Here is a 14,693-nt window from a genome sequence, read left to right as displayed (position 1 = left end):
GACGACGCCAGCCCCGCCACAGGAAGAGGAGACCCCTTGATGAGTCGAGTCGCTCGAGACAGACGTCGCCATCCGGTGCGACGAGCCACGATCACCGTCGGCAGCGCGGCTGCGCTCCTGGCGGCCTCGTTGGCGACGATGACCGGTGCGACCGCGGACACCGCGGACGTCACCGACCTTGGAGGTGCCGACGATCACGGCGCCAGCGGTGTCACCGACACCTTCATGCCGGCCGCCACCTCGCCCACGGGTGCCTGGTTCGTGCAGCTCGAGGGCGACCCGACCACGCAGGGCGGCAGCAGCGCGTCGATCGCGGGCAGCCAGGACGCGTTCGAGGAGTCGGTGGAGGAGCTCGAGGTCGAGGTCGACATCCGACAGACCTTCACCACGCTGTGGAACGGCCTCGCGGTCGACGCGAGCGACGAGGACGCCGCCGCGCTGAGCACGGCCGAGAACGTCGTGGCGATCTACCCGGTGCTCGAGGTGCAGGCTCCGACCAGCCCGCCGCCCACGGTGCCGGACATGATCACGGCGCTGGGCATGACCGGTGCGGACGTCGCGCAGAGCGAGCTCGGTTTCACCGGTGAGGGCATCCGCGTCGGCGTGATCGACACCGGCATCGACTACGACCACCCCGATCTGGGCGGCACCGGCACCGACGACCCGGCCAACTTCCCCAACGACCGGGTGGTGGCCGGTCACGACTTCGTGGGCGACGACTTCAACGCCGACGACAGCTCCCCCGACTGGCAGCCGGTCCCCCAGCCGGATGCCGACCCTGACGACTGCGAGGGTCACGGCACGCACGTGGCGGGCATCGTCGGTGCGAGCGGCGACCCTGCTGAGGGTGGCGTCCGTGGTGTCGCTCCCGACGCCCAGCTCGGCGCCTACCGGGTGTTCGGCTGCACGGGCTCGACCACGTCGGACATCATGCTCGCCGCGATGGAGCGGGCGCTCGCCGATGGCATGGATGTCGTCAACCAGTCGATCGGGTCGGCGTTCTCCTCGTGGCCGCAGTACCCGACGGCGGTCGGCAGCGACAACCTGGTCGACGCCGGCGTCGTCATGGTCGCCTCGATCGGCAACGAGGGCGACCTCGGTCTGTACGCCTCCGGCGCCCCGGGCGTCGGCGAGAAGGTCATCGGCGTGGCGTCCTACGACAACACGACGCTGACCGGTGCCGCGGTCTCGGTCGACGACGAGCTGATCGTCTACCAGCCGGCATCGGGATCGCCGACGCCGCCCACGTCGGGCAGCCTCCCGATCACCGTGGCCGGCGACCCTGGTACCGACGCGGGTCGTTCCTGCGCGGGCATCGAGGCCGACCTCACGGGCACCGCGGTGCTGATCCAGCGAGGCGCCTGCCCGGAGGGTGTGATCGGCAGCAGCTTCTACGAGAAGGCGCTCCACGCCCAGGAGGCCGGCGCGGCAGCGGCGATCATCTACAACAACGTCCCCGGTCTGCTCAACCCCACGGTCGAGGGCGAGGTCGAGATCACGATCCCGGTCGTCTTCATCGACCTCGAGGACGGTTTGGCGATCCACGCCAGCGCGACCGACGCCGACGGCGCCGAGCTGGTCTGGACCGAGGAGACCGCGCAGGCTCCCAACCCGACCGGCGGGCTGATCAGCTCCTTCAGCTCCTACGGGCTGGCCGCTGACCTGTCCCTGAAGCCGGACATCGGCGCCCCGGGTGGCTCGATCTGGTCGACCGTCCCGGTCGAGCAGGGCGGATACGGCTCCAACTCGGGTACCTCGATGGCGGCGCCGCACGTGGCCGGTGCAGCAGCCCTGTACCTGCAGGCGCACGCGGACTCGGAGCCGGCACAGGTGCGGGACGCGCTGCTCAACAGCGCCGACCCGACGCTGTGGGCGCTGAACAACGAGATCGGGCTGCTGGAGCCGGTGAACCACCAGGGCGCCGGCATGCTCGACATCGATGACGCGATCCTCGCCACCACCGCGGTCTCGCCGAGCAAGCTGTCGCTCGGTGAGAGCCAGGGCGGACCGGTCACCACCTCGGTCAGCGTGACCAACGGCGGCACCGCACCGGTGACGTACGACATCACGTTCGAGGACGCGATCACCACGGGTCAGAACCCTGCCGACGGCGACTCTGCCGACGTGCCGGGCTTCTACTACGCGGAGTCGACCGTCGAGGCCCCGGCCTCGGTCACGGTGAACCCGGGCCACACCGAGACCTTCGACGTGACGATCAGCCCGTCCGCCGACTTCGACCTGGCTCAGTACGGCGGCTACGTCTACCTGATCAGCGGCGAGGAGCGGATCTCGATCCCGTACGCGGGCTTCGCGGGCGACTACCAGTCGCTGCCGGTGCTCACGCCGGGCGACTACGGGTTCCCGGTGCTGGCCTCGCTGACGGCGTGCGACCGCGTCGTCGGGGTGGACTGCACGATGAACGGGTCGTGGGACCTCGTGGAGGCGGGCACCGTCTACTCGATGGCCGACGGCGACGTGCCGACGATCCTCGCCCACCTGGACGCTCCGGTGTCCAACCTGAGGATCGACGTCTACAAGGCGAACCCCGACGGCACCCGGGGCGACCCGGTGCACCCGCGGTTCTTCAACTACCTGGACGTCGACCACGTCGGTCGCACCGGCGGTGGCCCGAACGTGTTCGTCCCCTACACCTGGGACGGCACCCGGAACCACAACGACCGGGACCGGGCTGTGCCGGATGGCGACTACGTCCTCGTGCTGTCGGTGCTGAACGCCCTGGGTGACCGGGAGAACGCCGACGACGTGGAGACCTACACCTCGCCTGCCTTCACGGTGGACCGTGACGGCGACGGCAACCCGCAGGAGACACCGCTCGAGAAGCTGATCAAGCTGCTCGGCAAGCTCCTGGCGAAGATCATCTGCAAGGTCCTCGGGATCTGCTGATCCCTGGGTGAACGGTGACGAGGCCCGCCCGGCAGGTTGCCGGGCGGGCCTCGTCGCATGCGGGCGTACCCCCGTTCGCGTGGTATCTTTTCCGGCGTTGTCCTGCGGTTCTCACGAGCCCGGGACGACCACCTGTCCGGGTGGCGGAAATGGCAGACGCGCTAGCTTGAGGTGCTAGTGCCCTTAACGGGCGTGGGGGTTCAAGTCCCCCCTCGGACACTCGACTGGACCGGCGGAGCTCCACGTATTCGTCAGGCGCGTGGCGCCACTGAGCGAGGGCGCCAGCCCTTGACCGCACTGGCCGCAGAAGGTCAGCGCCGTGCTGCCGCCGAGCCACGGGCCGCCGTCGTGCTCGAGTGGGCGGTGCGTCGCGGCCCACTGGTCGCCGAGGCGGTGGCCGAGCTGCGCGGCACACCCCTGACCGGCGGCGCCATGGAGAACCCGGCACGCGGCTGCGCCCGGACCGCTCGAGGGCGATCCGGGCGCAGCCGGTCGGTCTGTCGTCATGGGACCCGCGTCGTCGCGCCGGCACCCGGCTGCGGCTGCGTCTCGACCGGCGCCGGCCACCACGCGCCCGGCTGGTCCGGGGCCGGGAACGACGGCGTGGTACCCGGGAACGGCTGCGGAGCGGTGGTGCTCGGCGTCGCCTGGCCGGTCGGGAAGCCCTGACCGGGCGTGTGGCCGAGGCCCTGACTGGTCGGGCCGAAGGGCGCGGCGGGCTGGTGGCGGTGCGAGCGTGACCGGCCGAGGACGACCGCGGTCGTCACCAGCGCGGCCAGCAGGAGCCCGGCGAGCGCGAGCACGAACGGCGCCGTGCTCCCCTCCGAGGTCTGTGCCGGCGCATCCTCGCCCTCGAGCGGGACCGGCACCGCCTCACCGGTGTCACCGGTCGGCTCGCTGCCGCCGGGGGCGGCGGTGGCGCCGAGGTCGACGCCGTTGCGCGTGAGGAAGTCGCGCAGCGTCTCGGTGTCGGTGATGAAGTTGAACGACTGGCTCTCGCCGGTGATGCCGAAGGAGTTGACGCCCACGACCTCGCCGGTGAGGTTGATCGTCGGGCCGCCGGACATGCCCTGCGACACCGCGGCGTCGATCTCGGTCGCCGGGACGCCCTGCCCGGAGTACTGCCGCGAGCTGACGCTTCCGGTCTTGTAGGACGGCAGCTGCCGCTGCACGTCGGAGACGCGCTGCACGCTGCCCGGGAAGCCGATCGAGACGATCTGGTCGCCGACCACCGGGGTGGTGGCGCTGATCGCGAGCGCCTGGGTGCCGGTGAGGTCGGCCACCCGGAGCAGCGCGTTGTCGCCACGCCCGAAGGGCTGGTGATCGACGAGCTGCGCGACGATCATCGACTCACCGCTGAACACACCGTCCGGGATGCCGAGCGGCTGACCGACCATGACCGTGGGATCGGAGAACGACACGTCCCACTCGAGGTCCGCGGCGGTCAGCCCTGTCACGTCGTAGCCCTCGTTGGCGAGCGCGTCGAGCACGGTGGCGATCGCGTACACCTCGTGCGAGCGCGCGGTCTCCACGCAGTGGCCGGCGGTCGCGATCTCGCCTTCGTCGCTGACGAAGAAGCCCGTGCAGTAGCTGACTGCGGAGGTCTCGTGGGTCGTGGTGGTGCCGTCGCCCCACGGGACCTCGACGACGGCGTCGAACGTGGTCGCGATCCACACGATCGAGGTGTTGACGTCGGGGACGGTGTCGGCGGCAGCAGTCGAGGCCGTCGCCGTGACGGCGACGATGGCGAGGGCGGCACCGAGGACGGGGCGCAGTCCGGTGGTGGTCATGGCAGTCTCCCAGAGATCCGTCCGCCACGGGTCGCGGCGGGATACGGAGCAGCCTCCCGACACACGCTTAAGAGCCGCTTAGGCCCCGGTCCTCGACTGCGGCGTCTCGAGCGACGCGAGCAGCTCGGCGATCACGCGGTCGGGGTCCGCGGCACCGCGCGCGACGTGCAGCGGCCACGTCTCGCCCGCCCGCTCGCGCGCCGCCACCACGAGACGACCGAGGCGGGTCTGTTCCAGCGGGCTCGGCTCGGCGCCGGCACGCTCGCCGACCGCGCGCGACGCCCCGAGCAGCCGTGCCGCCTCCAGGTCATCGCCGAGCCGCGCCCGGACCGCGGACAGCACCAGCAGGAGCGACGCCGTCATCGGTTCCGACGGCCAGCGGTCCCGGCAGCCACGCAGCGCCTCGAGGACCAGCCCGGCACCGGTCAGCACGTCGCCCGTCTCGGTCTCGGTCTCGATGAGGCCGATCACGGCCAAGGCGGCCGTCGTCGTCGGCGACGGGGGCAGCGTGGCCATCCGGTCGAAAGCCTCACGCGCGAGGGTGAGCGCCTCGTCGTCGCGCCCGAGCTCGGCCAGGGCCTCCGAGAGCCCGGTCAGTCGCTCGAGCACCACGAGGTCGTCCGCGGAGACACGAGCGCGTGCGAGACCGGCCAGACCCGCCCGCGCCGCCAGCTCGTGGTCGCCGAGCTGGCTCGCCACGAAGGCCTGCAGGTCGTACGTCATCGCGACGAGGTCGGCGTCGCCGGTGGTCTCGGCCTCCGCGCCGGCTCGGACGACGGCGGTGTGAGCACGTTCGGCGTGGCCATGGACGGCTGCGTCGGCGGCGAGGTTGCACCAACCGCCGACGCTCAGGGTGTCGGCGCGGACCCCCAGCTGGTCGCTGTCGGTGAGAGCCTGCTCGAGCACCCCGCCGGCGTCCGGCTGACCCAACCACTGGCCGATCGTGCCGTCGAGGATGCGTAGCCGGGCGTCGGTGACGTCGTCGAGCCCGGCATGACTGCGGATGCCGGCCACCCAGCGACGGACGTCGGGGAGCCTGGAGGTCAGCAGCCAGAAGCGGCGCAGGTCGATCAGCACGCGGGCGGCATCGGCGAGGTGGGCGCCGGTCTCCGCCGCGCGGTTGACGAGGGTGACGAGCGCATCCGCGTCCGAGCTCAGTCGCTCGAGCGCGCGAGCTGCGCCGGCGCCGGCGAGCTGGGATCCGCACTCCTCGGCCAGTCGCACGAGGACGGGGACGACGCCCGGGTCGGTCGTGCCCCGTGCTCTCACCAGCTCCCGCACCGGAACCGGCAGCCGGGCACGGTCGTCCTCCGGGGGCGGGAGCAACCCGTGGTCGACGAGCTCGTCGAGGGCGTCGACCATGTCGGCTCCGGGGTGCGCCCGTTCGAGGACGCTCTCGAGCGTCCCGAGCGCCACCCAGCCGTCGGACCAGGCGAGCGCGGCGAGCGCGGTCCGCGCCGTCTCGCCGGTGGCCTCGGTGGCCCACTCGAGAACGGCGCGCAGCGAGACCTGGCGCGCGGGGCGGCCGGAGGCGTCGGCAAGGTCGAGCACAGCCGAGTGGCGCCTCGACAGCCGGTCGGCCAGCTGCGCGGGGGTCTGGCTGCGCAGCCGCGCGACCGCGAGCTCGATGGCGAGCGGGATCCCGTCGAGGAGCTCGACGAGGCGTCGGACGCCCTCGGGATCACCGTCGACCCCGGAGCGGACACGCCGCGCGCGGGCCCGAAGCAGCGCCTCCGCGGGCGAGGACCCCAGCGCCCCCGCGCTGGTCAGCGGTGTCACCCGGAACTGGTGCTCGCCACCGATCCTGAGCGGCCGTCGGCTGGTGGCGACGACCCTCACCGAGGGGGCCGCGGTGAGCAGCCGGTCCAGCGCGGGCGCGAGACCGTCGATCTGCTCGAGGTTGTCAAGGACGAGGACCTCGGGCGCGGCGGCCGCGATCGCGTCGACGGGGTCCTCGTCCGCCGGCAGCCCGAGGGTGCGGCACACGGCCTCGAGTGCCGACGCCGCGCGGGTCTCGGTGCCGAGCTCGCACACGGCGACCTCCCGCCCCTCGTCGCGGAGGCGGTGCGCGAGCGCGACGGCGAGCGTCGTCTTGCCGATGCCTCCGATGCCCAGCAGCGTGACGAGGCGGGCGTCGACGAGCAGGGCGGCTACGTCGTCGAGCGCTTCGGCTCGGCCGACGACGTGGTCGGGCAGCGGCGGCAACGGGACGGGTGCGGCAGGCGCCTCGGCGGAGGCCGCCGGCTGCTCCTGGGCCGCCGCCGGATCCGGCAGCTCGTGGCGCAGCACCTGCTGCTCGACCGCGGCCAGCGCGGGACCGGGGTCGACGCCCAGCTCCTCCGCCAGGGTGTCGCGCGCCCTCCGGCACGAGGCCAGCGCCTCGTCCTGCCGGCCCGCCCAGTAGTGGCCGGTCGTCAGGGCGACCCAGGCGCGCTCGTCGAAAGGGTGCTCTTCCAGCAGCCGCTCCGCGAGGTCGACGGCGTCGTCGTAGCGGCCGCAGCGCAGCAGCGCGGTCGCGAGCTCGACCGTCGCGGTCCGACGCGCGGCCGTGAGGTGCTGCCGGGCGGGCACGGCGAACGGCAGGTCGCCGACGCCGTCGAGCGGTTCCCCGGCCCACAGCGAGGTGCCCTGCGTGAGGTGCGCGACCGCCGACGCGGCCGCACCCGCCCGCAGCGCGGCGCGGCCCTGGGCGGTGGCGGTCTCGAACGCGACCGCGTCGACCTCGAGCGGCCCGCCGGCCAGGGCGTAGCCCTCCCCGCTACGGACGATCTCCACCTCGCTGCCGGCGAGCGCCTTGCGCAACCCGGACACGTACACCTGGACCGCGTTGCGTGCCGACGCCGGCGGATCGTCTCCCCAGAGGCCTTCGACGATCTGCTCGTCGGTCCGGCGCGGCGGTGTGTGCAGCGCGAGCATGGCCAGCAGCGCCAGCTGGCGGCCACCTCCCACAGCGACGGGACGGTCGGCCTCGACGCCGACCGGCCCCAGCAGCCGGACGCGTACCACGGGCTCAGGCTAGCCGCGGACGCCTCACCCGCGCCCACCTTCAGTGCGTCTTCAGCGCCTCCGAGCAGCCTGGTCGTCATCGGGTCGCGGGACCCGCCGAGACAAGGAGAGAAGCGATGCGCACCACCGGCAACCACACCCACCACCTCGTCGCCCTCGTGCTCGCCCTGCTGCTGCTCTACGCGGGCGTGGTCGCACAGGTCGCCACCGACGTGCTGGCCACCGGCGACGGCGACACGACCGTCGTCGAGGCAGGTTTCCGCGCGCCCTGACGGTCGTGTGCGGCGCGTCGCCATGCACGCCTGACGTCGCCCGAGGTCGGGATGGCGGGCGCCAGCTCGAGGTCACGCACCGTTCCCTGCGCTGCTGTGCGTCAAGACCGATGCGTCCGGATGCCGATCTCGTGTGACGCGACCGTGGGCGGTCCTCCGGTGCCCGCGGTCGAGCGTCCCTGCGTGGTGTGACCGCGAGATCGACGCGCGGGGATTCAGGTCCCCTCGGACACACCGCATATCGTGGGTCGCGACACCGGCAGGGTGTCGCGACTCAGGTGTGTGCGGCCGCCGTCGATCTCCATCTGTCGGTGGCGCTCAGCGACGGGGGGACGATCGTGACGACAGCCAGCGCGCCTGAGCGTGATCAGGTCGAGGCGTACCGGTCGCGGGTGCGCGGGTGCTTGCTCGGCGGTGCGATCGGCGACGCGCTCGGCGGACCTGTCGAGTTCTGGGACCTCGAGCGGATCCAGGCCGCGTGCGGGCCGGCGGGTGTCCGGCAGTACGTGCCCGAGGATGTCGACGGCACGCACACCTACGGCCGGATCACCGACGACACGCAGATGACCCTGTTCACGGTCGAGGGCATCATCCGTGGGGCGGTCCGCCGGGACAGGGGCCTCGGGTTCACCGTCGCCGTCCTCCACCACGCCTACGACCGCTGGCTCGACACCCAGCTCCAGAGCGGCCCGGACGGCGAACGGGACGGGTGGCTCGTCACCGAGCGCTGGCTCTACTCGCGCCGAGCGCCGGGCAACACGTGCCTGTCCGCGCTGGAGGGTCCGCGCGGCGGGCGGCGCAAGCTCGAGCGGTTCGGCGAGCCGGCGCGCAACGACTCCAAGGGCTGCGGTGGTGTCATGCGGAGCGCGCCTTTCGGGCTGATGCCGCCGTGGGTCTGGGACTCGCTGCCGTGGCAGCTCGAGACGGCCGCCGAGGCTGCCGGATACACGCACGGCCATCCCACGGGACAGCTCGCCTCCGGCGCCCTGGCCGTCCTCGTCGGGGCCATCGTGCGCGGTCAGGAGCTCCCGGACGCCGTCGACACAACGGTGCGGCTGCTCCGCGAGCAGGACCACCACGAGGAGTGCGTCCTGGCCATCGAGCGCGCCGCCGAGGCTGCCCAGGAGGCGCCGAGCGCAGCCGCGATCACCTCGCTCGGCGGCGGCTGGGTCGCCGAGGAGGCGCTGGCGATGGCGATCTACGCCGCGCTCGCCCACCCGGGACCGGACGAGATGCTCGATGCGTTGGCGCTCGCGGTGACCCACTCCGGTGACAGCGACTCCACCGGCGCGATCTGCGGCAACATCCTCGGCGCGCTGCACGGTGAGACGGCGCTGCCCCCCGAGCTGGCGTTCGAGGTCGAGGGCCGAGGCACGATCCTCAGCCTGGCCGACGACCTGATCTACGAGCTCACCGCCGGCGCCAGGCTGCACGGCGACCACGGTCCGATCACCCGGTGGACAGAGCGCTATCCAGGATGGTGAATGCGCTCGGACGGGCGACCACGCGCGGCGGGACGTCGTCATCACCACGCATACTGAGTTCCCTGACCCGATGGTGAGGAGCGCACGATGTTCGGTGGCATCTTCGGACGCCGGCAGGAGCAGCCCGCCGAGGTCTCACCCGAGGTGGGTGCGGCGCTGGTCCGCGCCGACGAGACCGTGCGCCGCGCCACCGACGAGCTCGGGTACGCCACCGCGGAGTTCGGCGACGCCTCGACCCGTGAGCTCGGGTCCGCGCTGAGCGCGGCCCAGCGGCAGCTGCAGGAGGCCTTCCGGCTGCACGCCCTGCTCCTGGACGACGTGCAGGAGACCCCGCAGCAGCGGCAGCAGCTCGAAGCGGCCGTGCTTGCCGCCACCGCCGAGGTGGAGCGGCTGCTCCGCCAGCCCGTCGGCGCGTTCGCGGCCCGCCGCGCCGCTCTGCACGAGGCGCCGGCGACCATCGCCCGGTTGCGCGCGGAGGTCGCCGACGTCCGCGGCCGCATCGCCGAGGCACGGACGGTCACCGAGAACCTGACCGGCAGCTACAGCCAGGAGGCGGTGCTCGCCGTCGCCGAGAACCCCGAGCAGGCGGAGGCGTTGCTCGGGTTCGCCGAGCGGAGCCTCGCGCTGGCCGAGCGCCGCCACGAGGGCGGGCGCGGCGAGGAGGCCACCAAGGCGATCCAGGTGGCCTCCGACAGCGTGCGCCGTGCGGTCGACCTGCTCGACGCGGTGACCGACTTCGAGGTCGAGACCGTGCACGCCCAGTCGACGCTCGCCGCCGTGCTGGCCGACTCCCGCGCCGATGTCACCGAGGCGCGGCAGCTGCTGGCCGCCACCCCGGACGAGGAGATCACCGAGGCGGTCACCGCCCTGGAACGCGCCATCGGTGAGGCGTCCGCGGCACGCGCGGCTGCCGACCCGTTCACCACGCTGAGCAGGTTGCGCGCCGCGAACGGCGCCCTCGAGGCGTTGGTGCACGAGCGCCGCAGCCGACCCGATCAGGAGCGCCTCCGCGCGCATCTGGTGGCCGCCCTCGCCGACGCCGACCGCCAGGTCGCCCTGGCGCGCGCGCTGGTCGCCGACCACCCGGGCATCGTCGGGCCAGACGCGCGGACCCGGCTCGCCCAGGCCCAGCGGTTGCTCGACGGCGTCACCGAGGTGACGGACTCGCACACCGCTCTGGCGCAGGTGCGGCAGGCCGCCGACCTGGCCGCCGAGGCCGCCGCTGCGGCCGAGCGTGACGTGGCTGCCTCCCACCAGGACCCCTGGCAGGCGGGCGTCGGTGACTGGGGCGGTCCCGTCCGCGCACCGGGCGGCGGCCTCGGTGGCGTGCTCGGCGGTGTGCTGGGCGGCATGATGCTCGGCGGCATCCTCGACGACTTCGACATGGACTTCGACTGACCGTCGCCGGCCGTCACCCGCCGTACTAGCCCGCGACCGGTACCTGGATCAGGATGTCGCCGGTGGGTGCGGGCGACCCGCCCGTCGGCTCGATCGTGAGCGCGACGACCTCGGCCGCCAGCACGTCGCCGTCGAGAACCACGGTGGCCGAGCCGTCGCCGCTCCTGAACACGCCGGCGTCGGCAGGCGCCGCGCCCGCGATCGACCACGCCTGGAACACCTCGTCGTCACCCAGGTCCGGAAGGTCCTGGAGGAGCACGACGGCGGAGCCCACCTCGTCCGACATCAGCACCGTGCCGCGCATGCCCTCGGCACCCTCGGCCGCGTAGACCCGCAGATCGGGTGCCTCCAGCAGCGCCGTCATCTGCGTCCGGCCCTCGTCCTCGACGACGGCGACCTCACGGCCGAGCTCGGCGTCCGGCATCCGCAACGCGCCCCACAGGACCCCGGCCAGCGCGACGACACAGGCCGCGGCTGCCACCAGCTGCCACCGGTCAGCGCGCCTCGCCGACCTCGCGCGCCGTCGTCGGTCGAGGCTCACGGGGGCGGCGTCGGGCGGTGTCACCGATGAGCTGAGGGGTTCTTCCTCGCGCTCGGTCTGCTCGGGCAGCGGCGGCAGCGGGCGCACCGTGGAGATCGCGGCGAGCACCGAGGCGCGCAGCTCGGGGGGCGGTGTCATCGCGCTGACCTCGGGGAGCCGCACCACGGCGTCGCGCAGCGAGCGGACCTCCGCACGGCAGTCCTCGCAGGCGGCGAGGTGCCGCTCGAACGCGACCTGCTCGTCCACGGTCAGCGCGTCGAGGACATAGGCGCCCGTCAGCGCGTGCACGGACTCGTCGTCCATCCTCATCGTCGATCACCCTCGAAGAAGTCCCGCAACCGGATCAGTCCGTCCCGCACCCGGGTCTTGGCCGTGCCGAGCGGGATGTCCAGCAGGCCGGCGACCTCGGTGTGCGTGTAGCCGCCGTAGTAGGCCAGCTCGATCGCCTCCCTCTGCATCGTCGTCAGTCCGCCGAGCGCCTTGCGGACCCGTTCGGCCTCCAGCCGGTCGACGACAGCCTCGCTGACGTCGGGGACCTCCTGGAGCTCCTGGACGGCGTAGCGGCGGTCGCGCTCCACGGTCGACTGGGCGGAGCGCACCCGGTCGACCGCGCGGCGGTGCGCCAGGGTGAGCATCCACCCCAGCACGCTCCCCCGGTCCGGGTCGAACCGGGCCGCGTTCTGCCAGATCTGCAGGTAGCAGTCCTGCGTGACCTCGGCAGCCTGCGCGGGGTCGCGCACGACCCTGATCACCAGTCCGTACAGACGCGAGGAGGTCAGGTCGTACAGCTCCGCGAACGCCTGCTCGTCCCCGCGCGCGCTGCGGCGCATCAGGAAGATCAGCCGCGCCGTGGGGTCGTGGTCGGGTGCCGCGTCGGCGCCGAGGGGCTCTCGCTCCCCCGGCGCCGACGTCGATCGGGGCGCCATCTGGTCCCTTCGGTCAGGTGCGCTCAGGTTAGGCGTCGATCACTCGCTCGGCGGCATCAGCACGCCGTCGAGGATGTACACCGTGGCGTTGGCGGTCTGGACGTTGCCGCACACGACCGCGGCGCCGTCGGCACCCACCATGAAGTCCTCACCGGAACCCTCGATGGTGAGCTCGGCGCCCTGCAGCGTGGTGACGGTGCCGGCCAGGTCCTCCGGAGCGATGCGGCCGGGGACGACGTGGTAGGTCAGCACGGTGGTCAGCAGCCCCTCGGGGTCGGCCTGCACCGCCTCGACCGTCTCGGCCGGCAGGGCCGCGAACGCCGCGTTCGCCGGTGCGAAGACCGTGATGTCGTCCGTGTTGTTCAGGGTGTCGCCGAGTCCGGCGAGGCCCACGAGCTCGACGAGCGTCGACAGCTCCGGGTTGTTGCTCGCGGCCGTGGCCACCGGGTCCTGCGACATGCCGTCGAAGCTGCCCGCGCCGTCCGCGGGGACGTCCGCGCAGGCGGGCCCGAACGGCTCGGACATCGCGGCTGCGTCGTCGGTCATCTCCTCCTCGCCCATGCCGGTGTCGGACTCGGTGGTGGCCTCGTCGGTGCCCTCGGGAGCACCGGTGCCCTCCTCGGCTCCGCCACCGCTGCAGGCAGTGAGGGCGAGCGCGGATGCCAGCAGGAGTGCTGGGGCGATGGATCGGATCTTCACGATGTTCTCCTCATGGGTGTCACGCGACCGGGTTGGTCTGTACAGGTGGTGTTCGGAGCGCGGGCGCGAGCGGATTGGTCACTCCTCCACGACGAACGCGATCGAGTGCCATCCACGAGCACCGTCGGGGAAGGGGTCCGTGCGCTCCTCCGGCTGCACCTCGCCCGTGCGGTCGGTGCTGCGCACCTGGACGTCGTGGCGGCCGGCCCCGGTGCTCTCCCAGACATGGCTCCACGCGCGCCAGAGGTCGTCACCGGCGTCGGCGGCGAGCTCGGCCTCCTGCCACTGCCCCTGGTCGATGCTCACCTCGACACGGGAGATGCCGCGGTGCTGTGCCCAGGCCATCCCCGCGATCGTGACCTCACCGGCGGCCACGGTCTCGAGCCCGCGTGGCACGTCGATGCGCGTCTGGGTGAGCGCGGGGGCGTCCGTCGCCCACCCGCGCTCGGTCCAGTAGGCGACGTCGGCGTCGTAGGTGGAGAGCGTGAGGCCGGTCAGCCACTTGGCGGCGGAGACGAACCCGAACAGGCCCGGCACGATCAGCCGCGCGGGGAAGCCGCGCTCGAGCGGGAGCTGCTCGCCGTTGACGCCGATGGCGAGCATGGCGTCCCTGCCGTCGCGCACGACGTCGAGCGGGATGCTGCAGCTGAACCCGTCGGCTCCCCGCGCGAACAGCTGCTCCGCCTCCGCGTCCACGCCCACCATGTCCAGCAGGTCGGCCAGCGGGACACCCAGCCAACGACCCGTGCTGACGTAGGGCCCGCCGACCGGGTTGGAGACGCAGCTGAGGGTGATCCACCGCTCGACCATCGGCATCTCGAGCAGATCGGCGTAGCTGAGCGTGACCGGGCTCTCGACGAGCCCGTCGATCGGCAACGACCAGGTCGCCGCGTCGATGCGTGGGGTGCTCAACGCGATGTCGACCCGGTAGAAGTCCGAGAGCGGTGTGACGAACGGCGTGACGCCGTCGAGGTCGATCTGGACGCCGTCCGGCAACGGTGCGGCGGCGCTCACCGGCTCGGGCAGCTCCTGGTCGCGCCCCACCGCCGCGTCGCTCGTGCGCAGCGAGGACAGCAGCGTGCCTCCTCCGACACCGGCGGCGGCGATCAGCGCCGGTCCGCCCAGCAGCACGCCGCGACGACCCGGGCGGAACCGCCCGGATCGCACGTGCGGGCCGTCCAGAGGTGATGGCGGTGGCGGTTCCGGCGCCGACGCCGGTGAGCGCCCCGACCCGCTCCCGACGCGCGCCAGCACGAGCAGCAGACCCGCGGCGACCAGCGCCGCCACGAGTGCGGGCAGCACCGCCAGCGGCCCCGGGATGCGGACCAGGGCTGCCGCCCCCGAGACGCCGGCGAGCGCAACCATCCCCACCAGGCCGACCCATCGGTGCCGGGCAGCGCCGAGCCCGATCGCCGCCGTGGCCAGCACCAGCACCACGGCGATGCCACCCAGCAGCAGCGGCTTGTCCGCGGTGCCGAAGGTCCGCACCGCCCACTCCTTGACCGGCGTCGGAGCGGCGTCGATCGCGATCGACCCGACCGCCAGCAGCGGCGACGCCGCCGGCACGGTCAGCGCTGCCACGACGTGCGCCACGCCGATCCCTGCCGCTGCGCTCACCACCCCGAAGCCGGCGCTCAGCCATCGGGGCACGGGCGTGTGTGCTGGGTCTGCTG

10 protein-coding genes and 1 tRNA gene are annotated in these 14,693 nt (G+C 73.0%); 5 read left to right on the top strand and 6 right to left on the bottom strand.

Annotation, left to right across the window (positions count from 1 at the left end; all coding sequences use genetic code 11):
- The first annotated feature begins 75 nt into the window (after positions 1-75).
- Together GPA04_RS21420 and GPA04_RS01810 are read left to right on the top strand one after the other, a co-directional pair.
- Entirely contained in the window at positions 76-2,904 is a 2,829-nt protein-coding gene (locus GPA04_RS21420) for a S8 family serine peptidase (protein WP_156221723.1), read from the top strand.
- 134 nt (positions 2,905-3,038) lie between these two features.
- Positions 3,039-3,123, top strand: a tRNA-Leu gene (locus tag GPA04_RS01810).
- Between the two features lie 284 nt (positions 3,124-3,407).
- Here the strand turns inward: GPA04_RS01810 and GPA04_RS01805 are convergent.
- Positions 3,408-4,694: a S1 family peptidase gene (locus GPA04_RS01805; RefSeq protein WP_156221721.1), complete on the bottom strand. Its 1,287-nt coding sequence runs from the start codon at positions 4,692-4,694 to the stop codon at positions 3,408-3,410.
- A 78-nt stretch (positions 4,695-4,772) separates the two neighbouring features.
- Positions 4,773-7,700: an AfsR/SARP family transcriptional regulator gene (locus GPA04_RS01800; protein ID WP_156221719.1), complete on the bottom strand. Its 2,928-nt coding sequence runs from the start codon at positions 7,698-7,700 to the stop codon at positions 4,773-4,775.
- Positions 7,701-7,816: 116 nt separating this feature from the next.
- Here GPA04_RS01800 and GPA04_RS01795 point away from each other — a divergent pair, with 116 nt between their 5' ends.
- From GPA04_RS01795 to GPA04_RS01785, 3 genes are all read left to right on the top strand, one after another.
- Positions 7,817-7,972: a hypothetical protein gene (locus GPA04_RS01795; RefSeq protein ID WP_156221717.1), complete on the top strand. Its 156-nt coding sequence runs from the start codon at positions 7,817-7,819 to the stop codon at positions 7,970-7,972.
- 338 nt (positions 7,973-8,310) lie between these two features.
- The gene (locus tag GPA04_RS01790) at positions 8,311-9,456 is read left to right on the top strand and encodes an ADP-ribosylglycohydrolase family protein (protein WP_241680529.1); all 1,146 of its coding nucleotides are present in this window, start codon (positions 8,311-8,313) and stop codon (positions 9,454-9,456) included.
- An 87-nt stretch (positions 9,457-9,543) separates the two neighbouring features.
- The gene (locus GPA04_RS01785) at positions 9,544-10,854 is read left to right on the top strand and encodes a coiled-coil domain-containing protein (protein ID WP_156221715.1); all 1,311 of its coding nucleotides are present in this window, start codon (positions 9,544-9,546) and stop codon (positions 10,852-10,854) included.
- A 25-nt stretch (positions 10,855-10,879) separates the two neighbouring features.
- Here the strand turns inward: GPA04_RS01785 and GPA04_RS01780 are convergent, their stop codons facing one another.
- The 4 genes from GPA04_RS01780 to GPA04_RS01765 form a co-directional block, all read right to left on the bottom strand.
- Positions 10,880-11,704, bottom strand: a complete 825-nt coding sequence (locus GPA04_RS01780) for an anti-sigma factor (RefSeq protein ID WP_156221713.1) — start codon at positions 11,702-11,704, stop codon at positions 10,880-10,882.
- Positions 11,701-12,321: an ECF RNA polymerase sigma factor SigK gene (gene sigK / locus GPA04_RS01775; protein WP_156221711.1), complete on the bottom strand. Its 621-nt coding sequence runs from the start codon at positions 12,319-12,321 to the stop codon at positions 11,701-11,703. Before sigK ends, GPA04_RS01780 begins: the two co-directional genes overlap by 4 nt.
- 39 nt (positions 12,322-12,360) lie before the next feature.
- Positions 12,361-13,020: a fasciclin domain-containing protein gene (locus tag GPA04_RS01770; protein ID WP_206674079.1), complete on the bottom strand. Its 660-nt coding sequence runs from the start codon at positions 13,018-13,020 to the stop codon at positions 12,361-12,363.
- A 78-nt stretch (positions 13,021-13,098) separates the two neighbouring features.
- Entirely contained in the window at positions 13,099-14,670 is a 1,572-nt protein-coding gene (locus GPA04_RS01765; RefSeq protein ID WP_156221708.1) for a molybdopterin-dependent oxidoreductase, read from the bottom strand.
- Positions 14,671-14,693 lie beyond the last annotated feature (23 nt).

It is taken from the genome of Pseudactinotalea suaedae, assembly GCF_009733815.1.
GTDB classification, from domain to species: domain Bacteria; phylum Actinomycetota; class Actinomycetes; order Actinomycetales; family Beutenbergiaceae; genus Pseudactinotalea; species Pseudactinotalea suaedae.
Note: the sequence above shows the minus strand (reverse complement) of the source record. Positions and strands in the feature narration are given on the sequence as shown.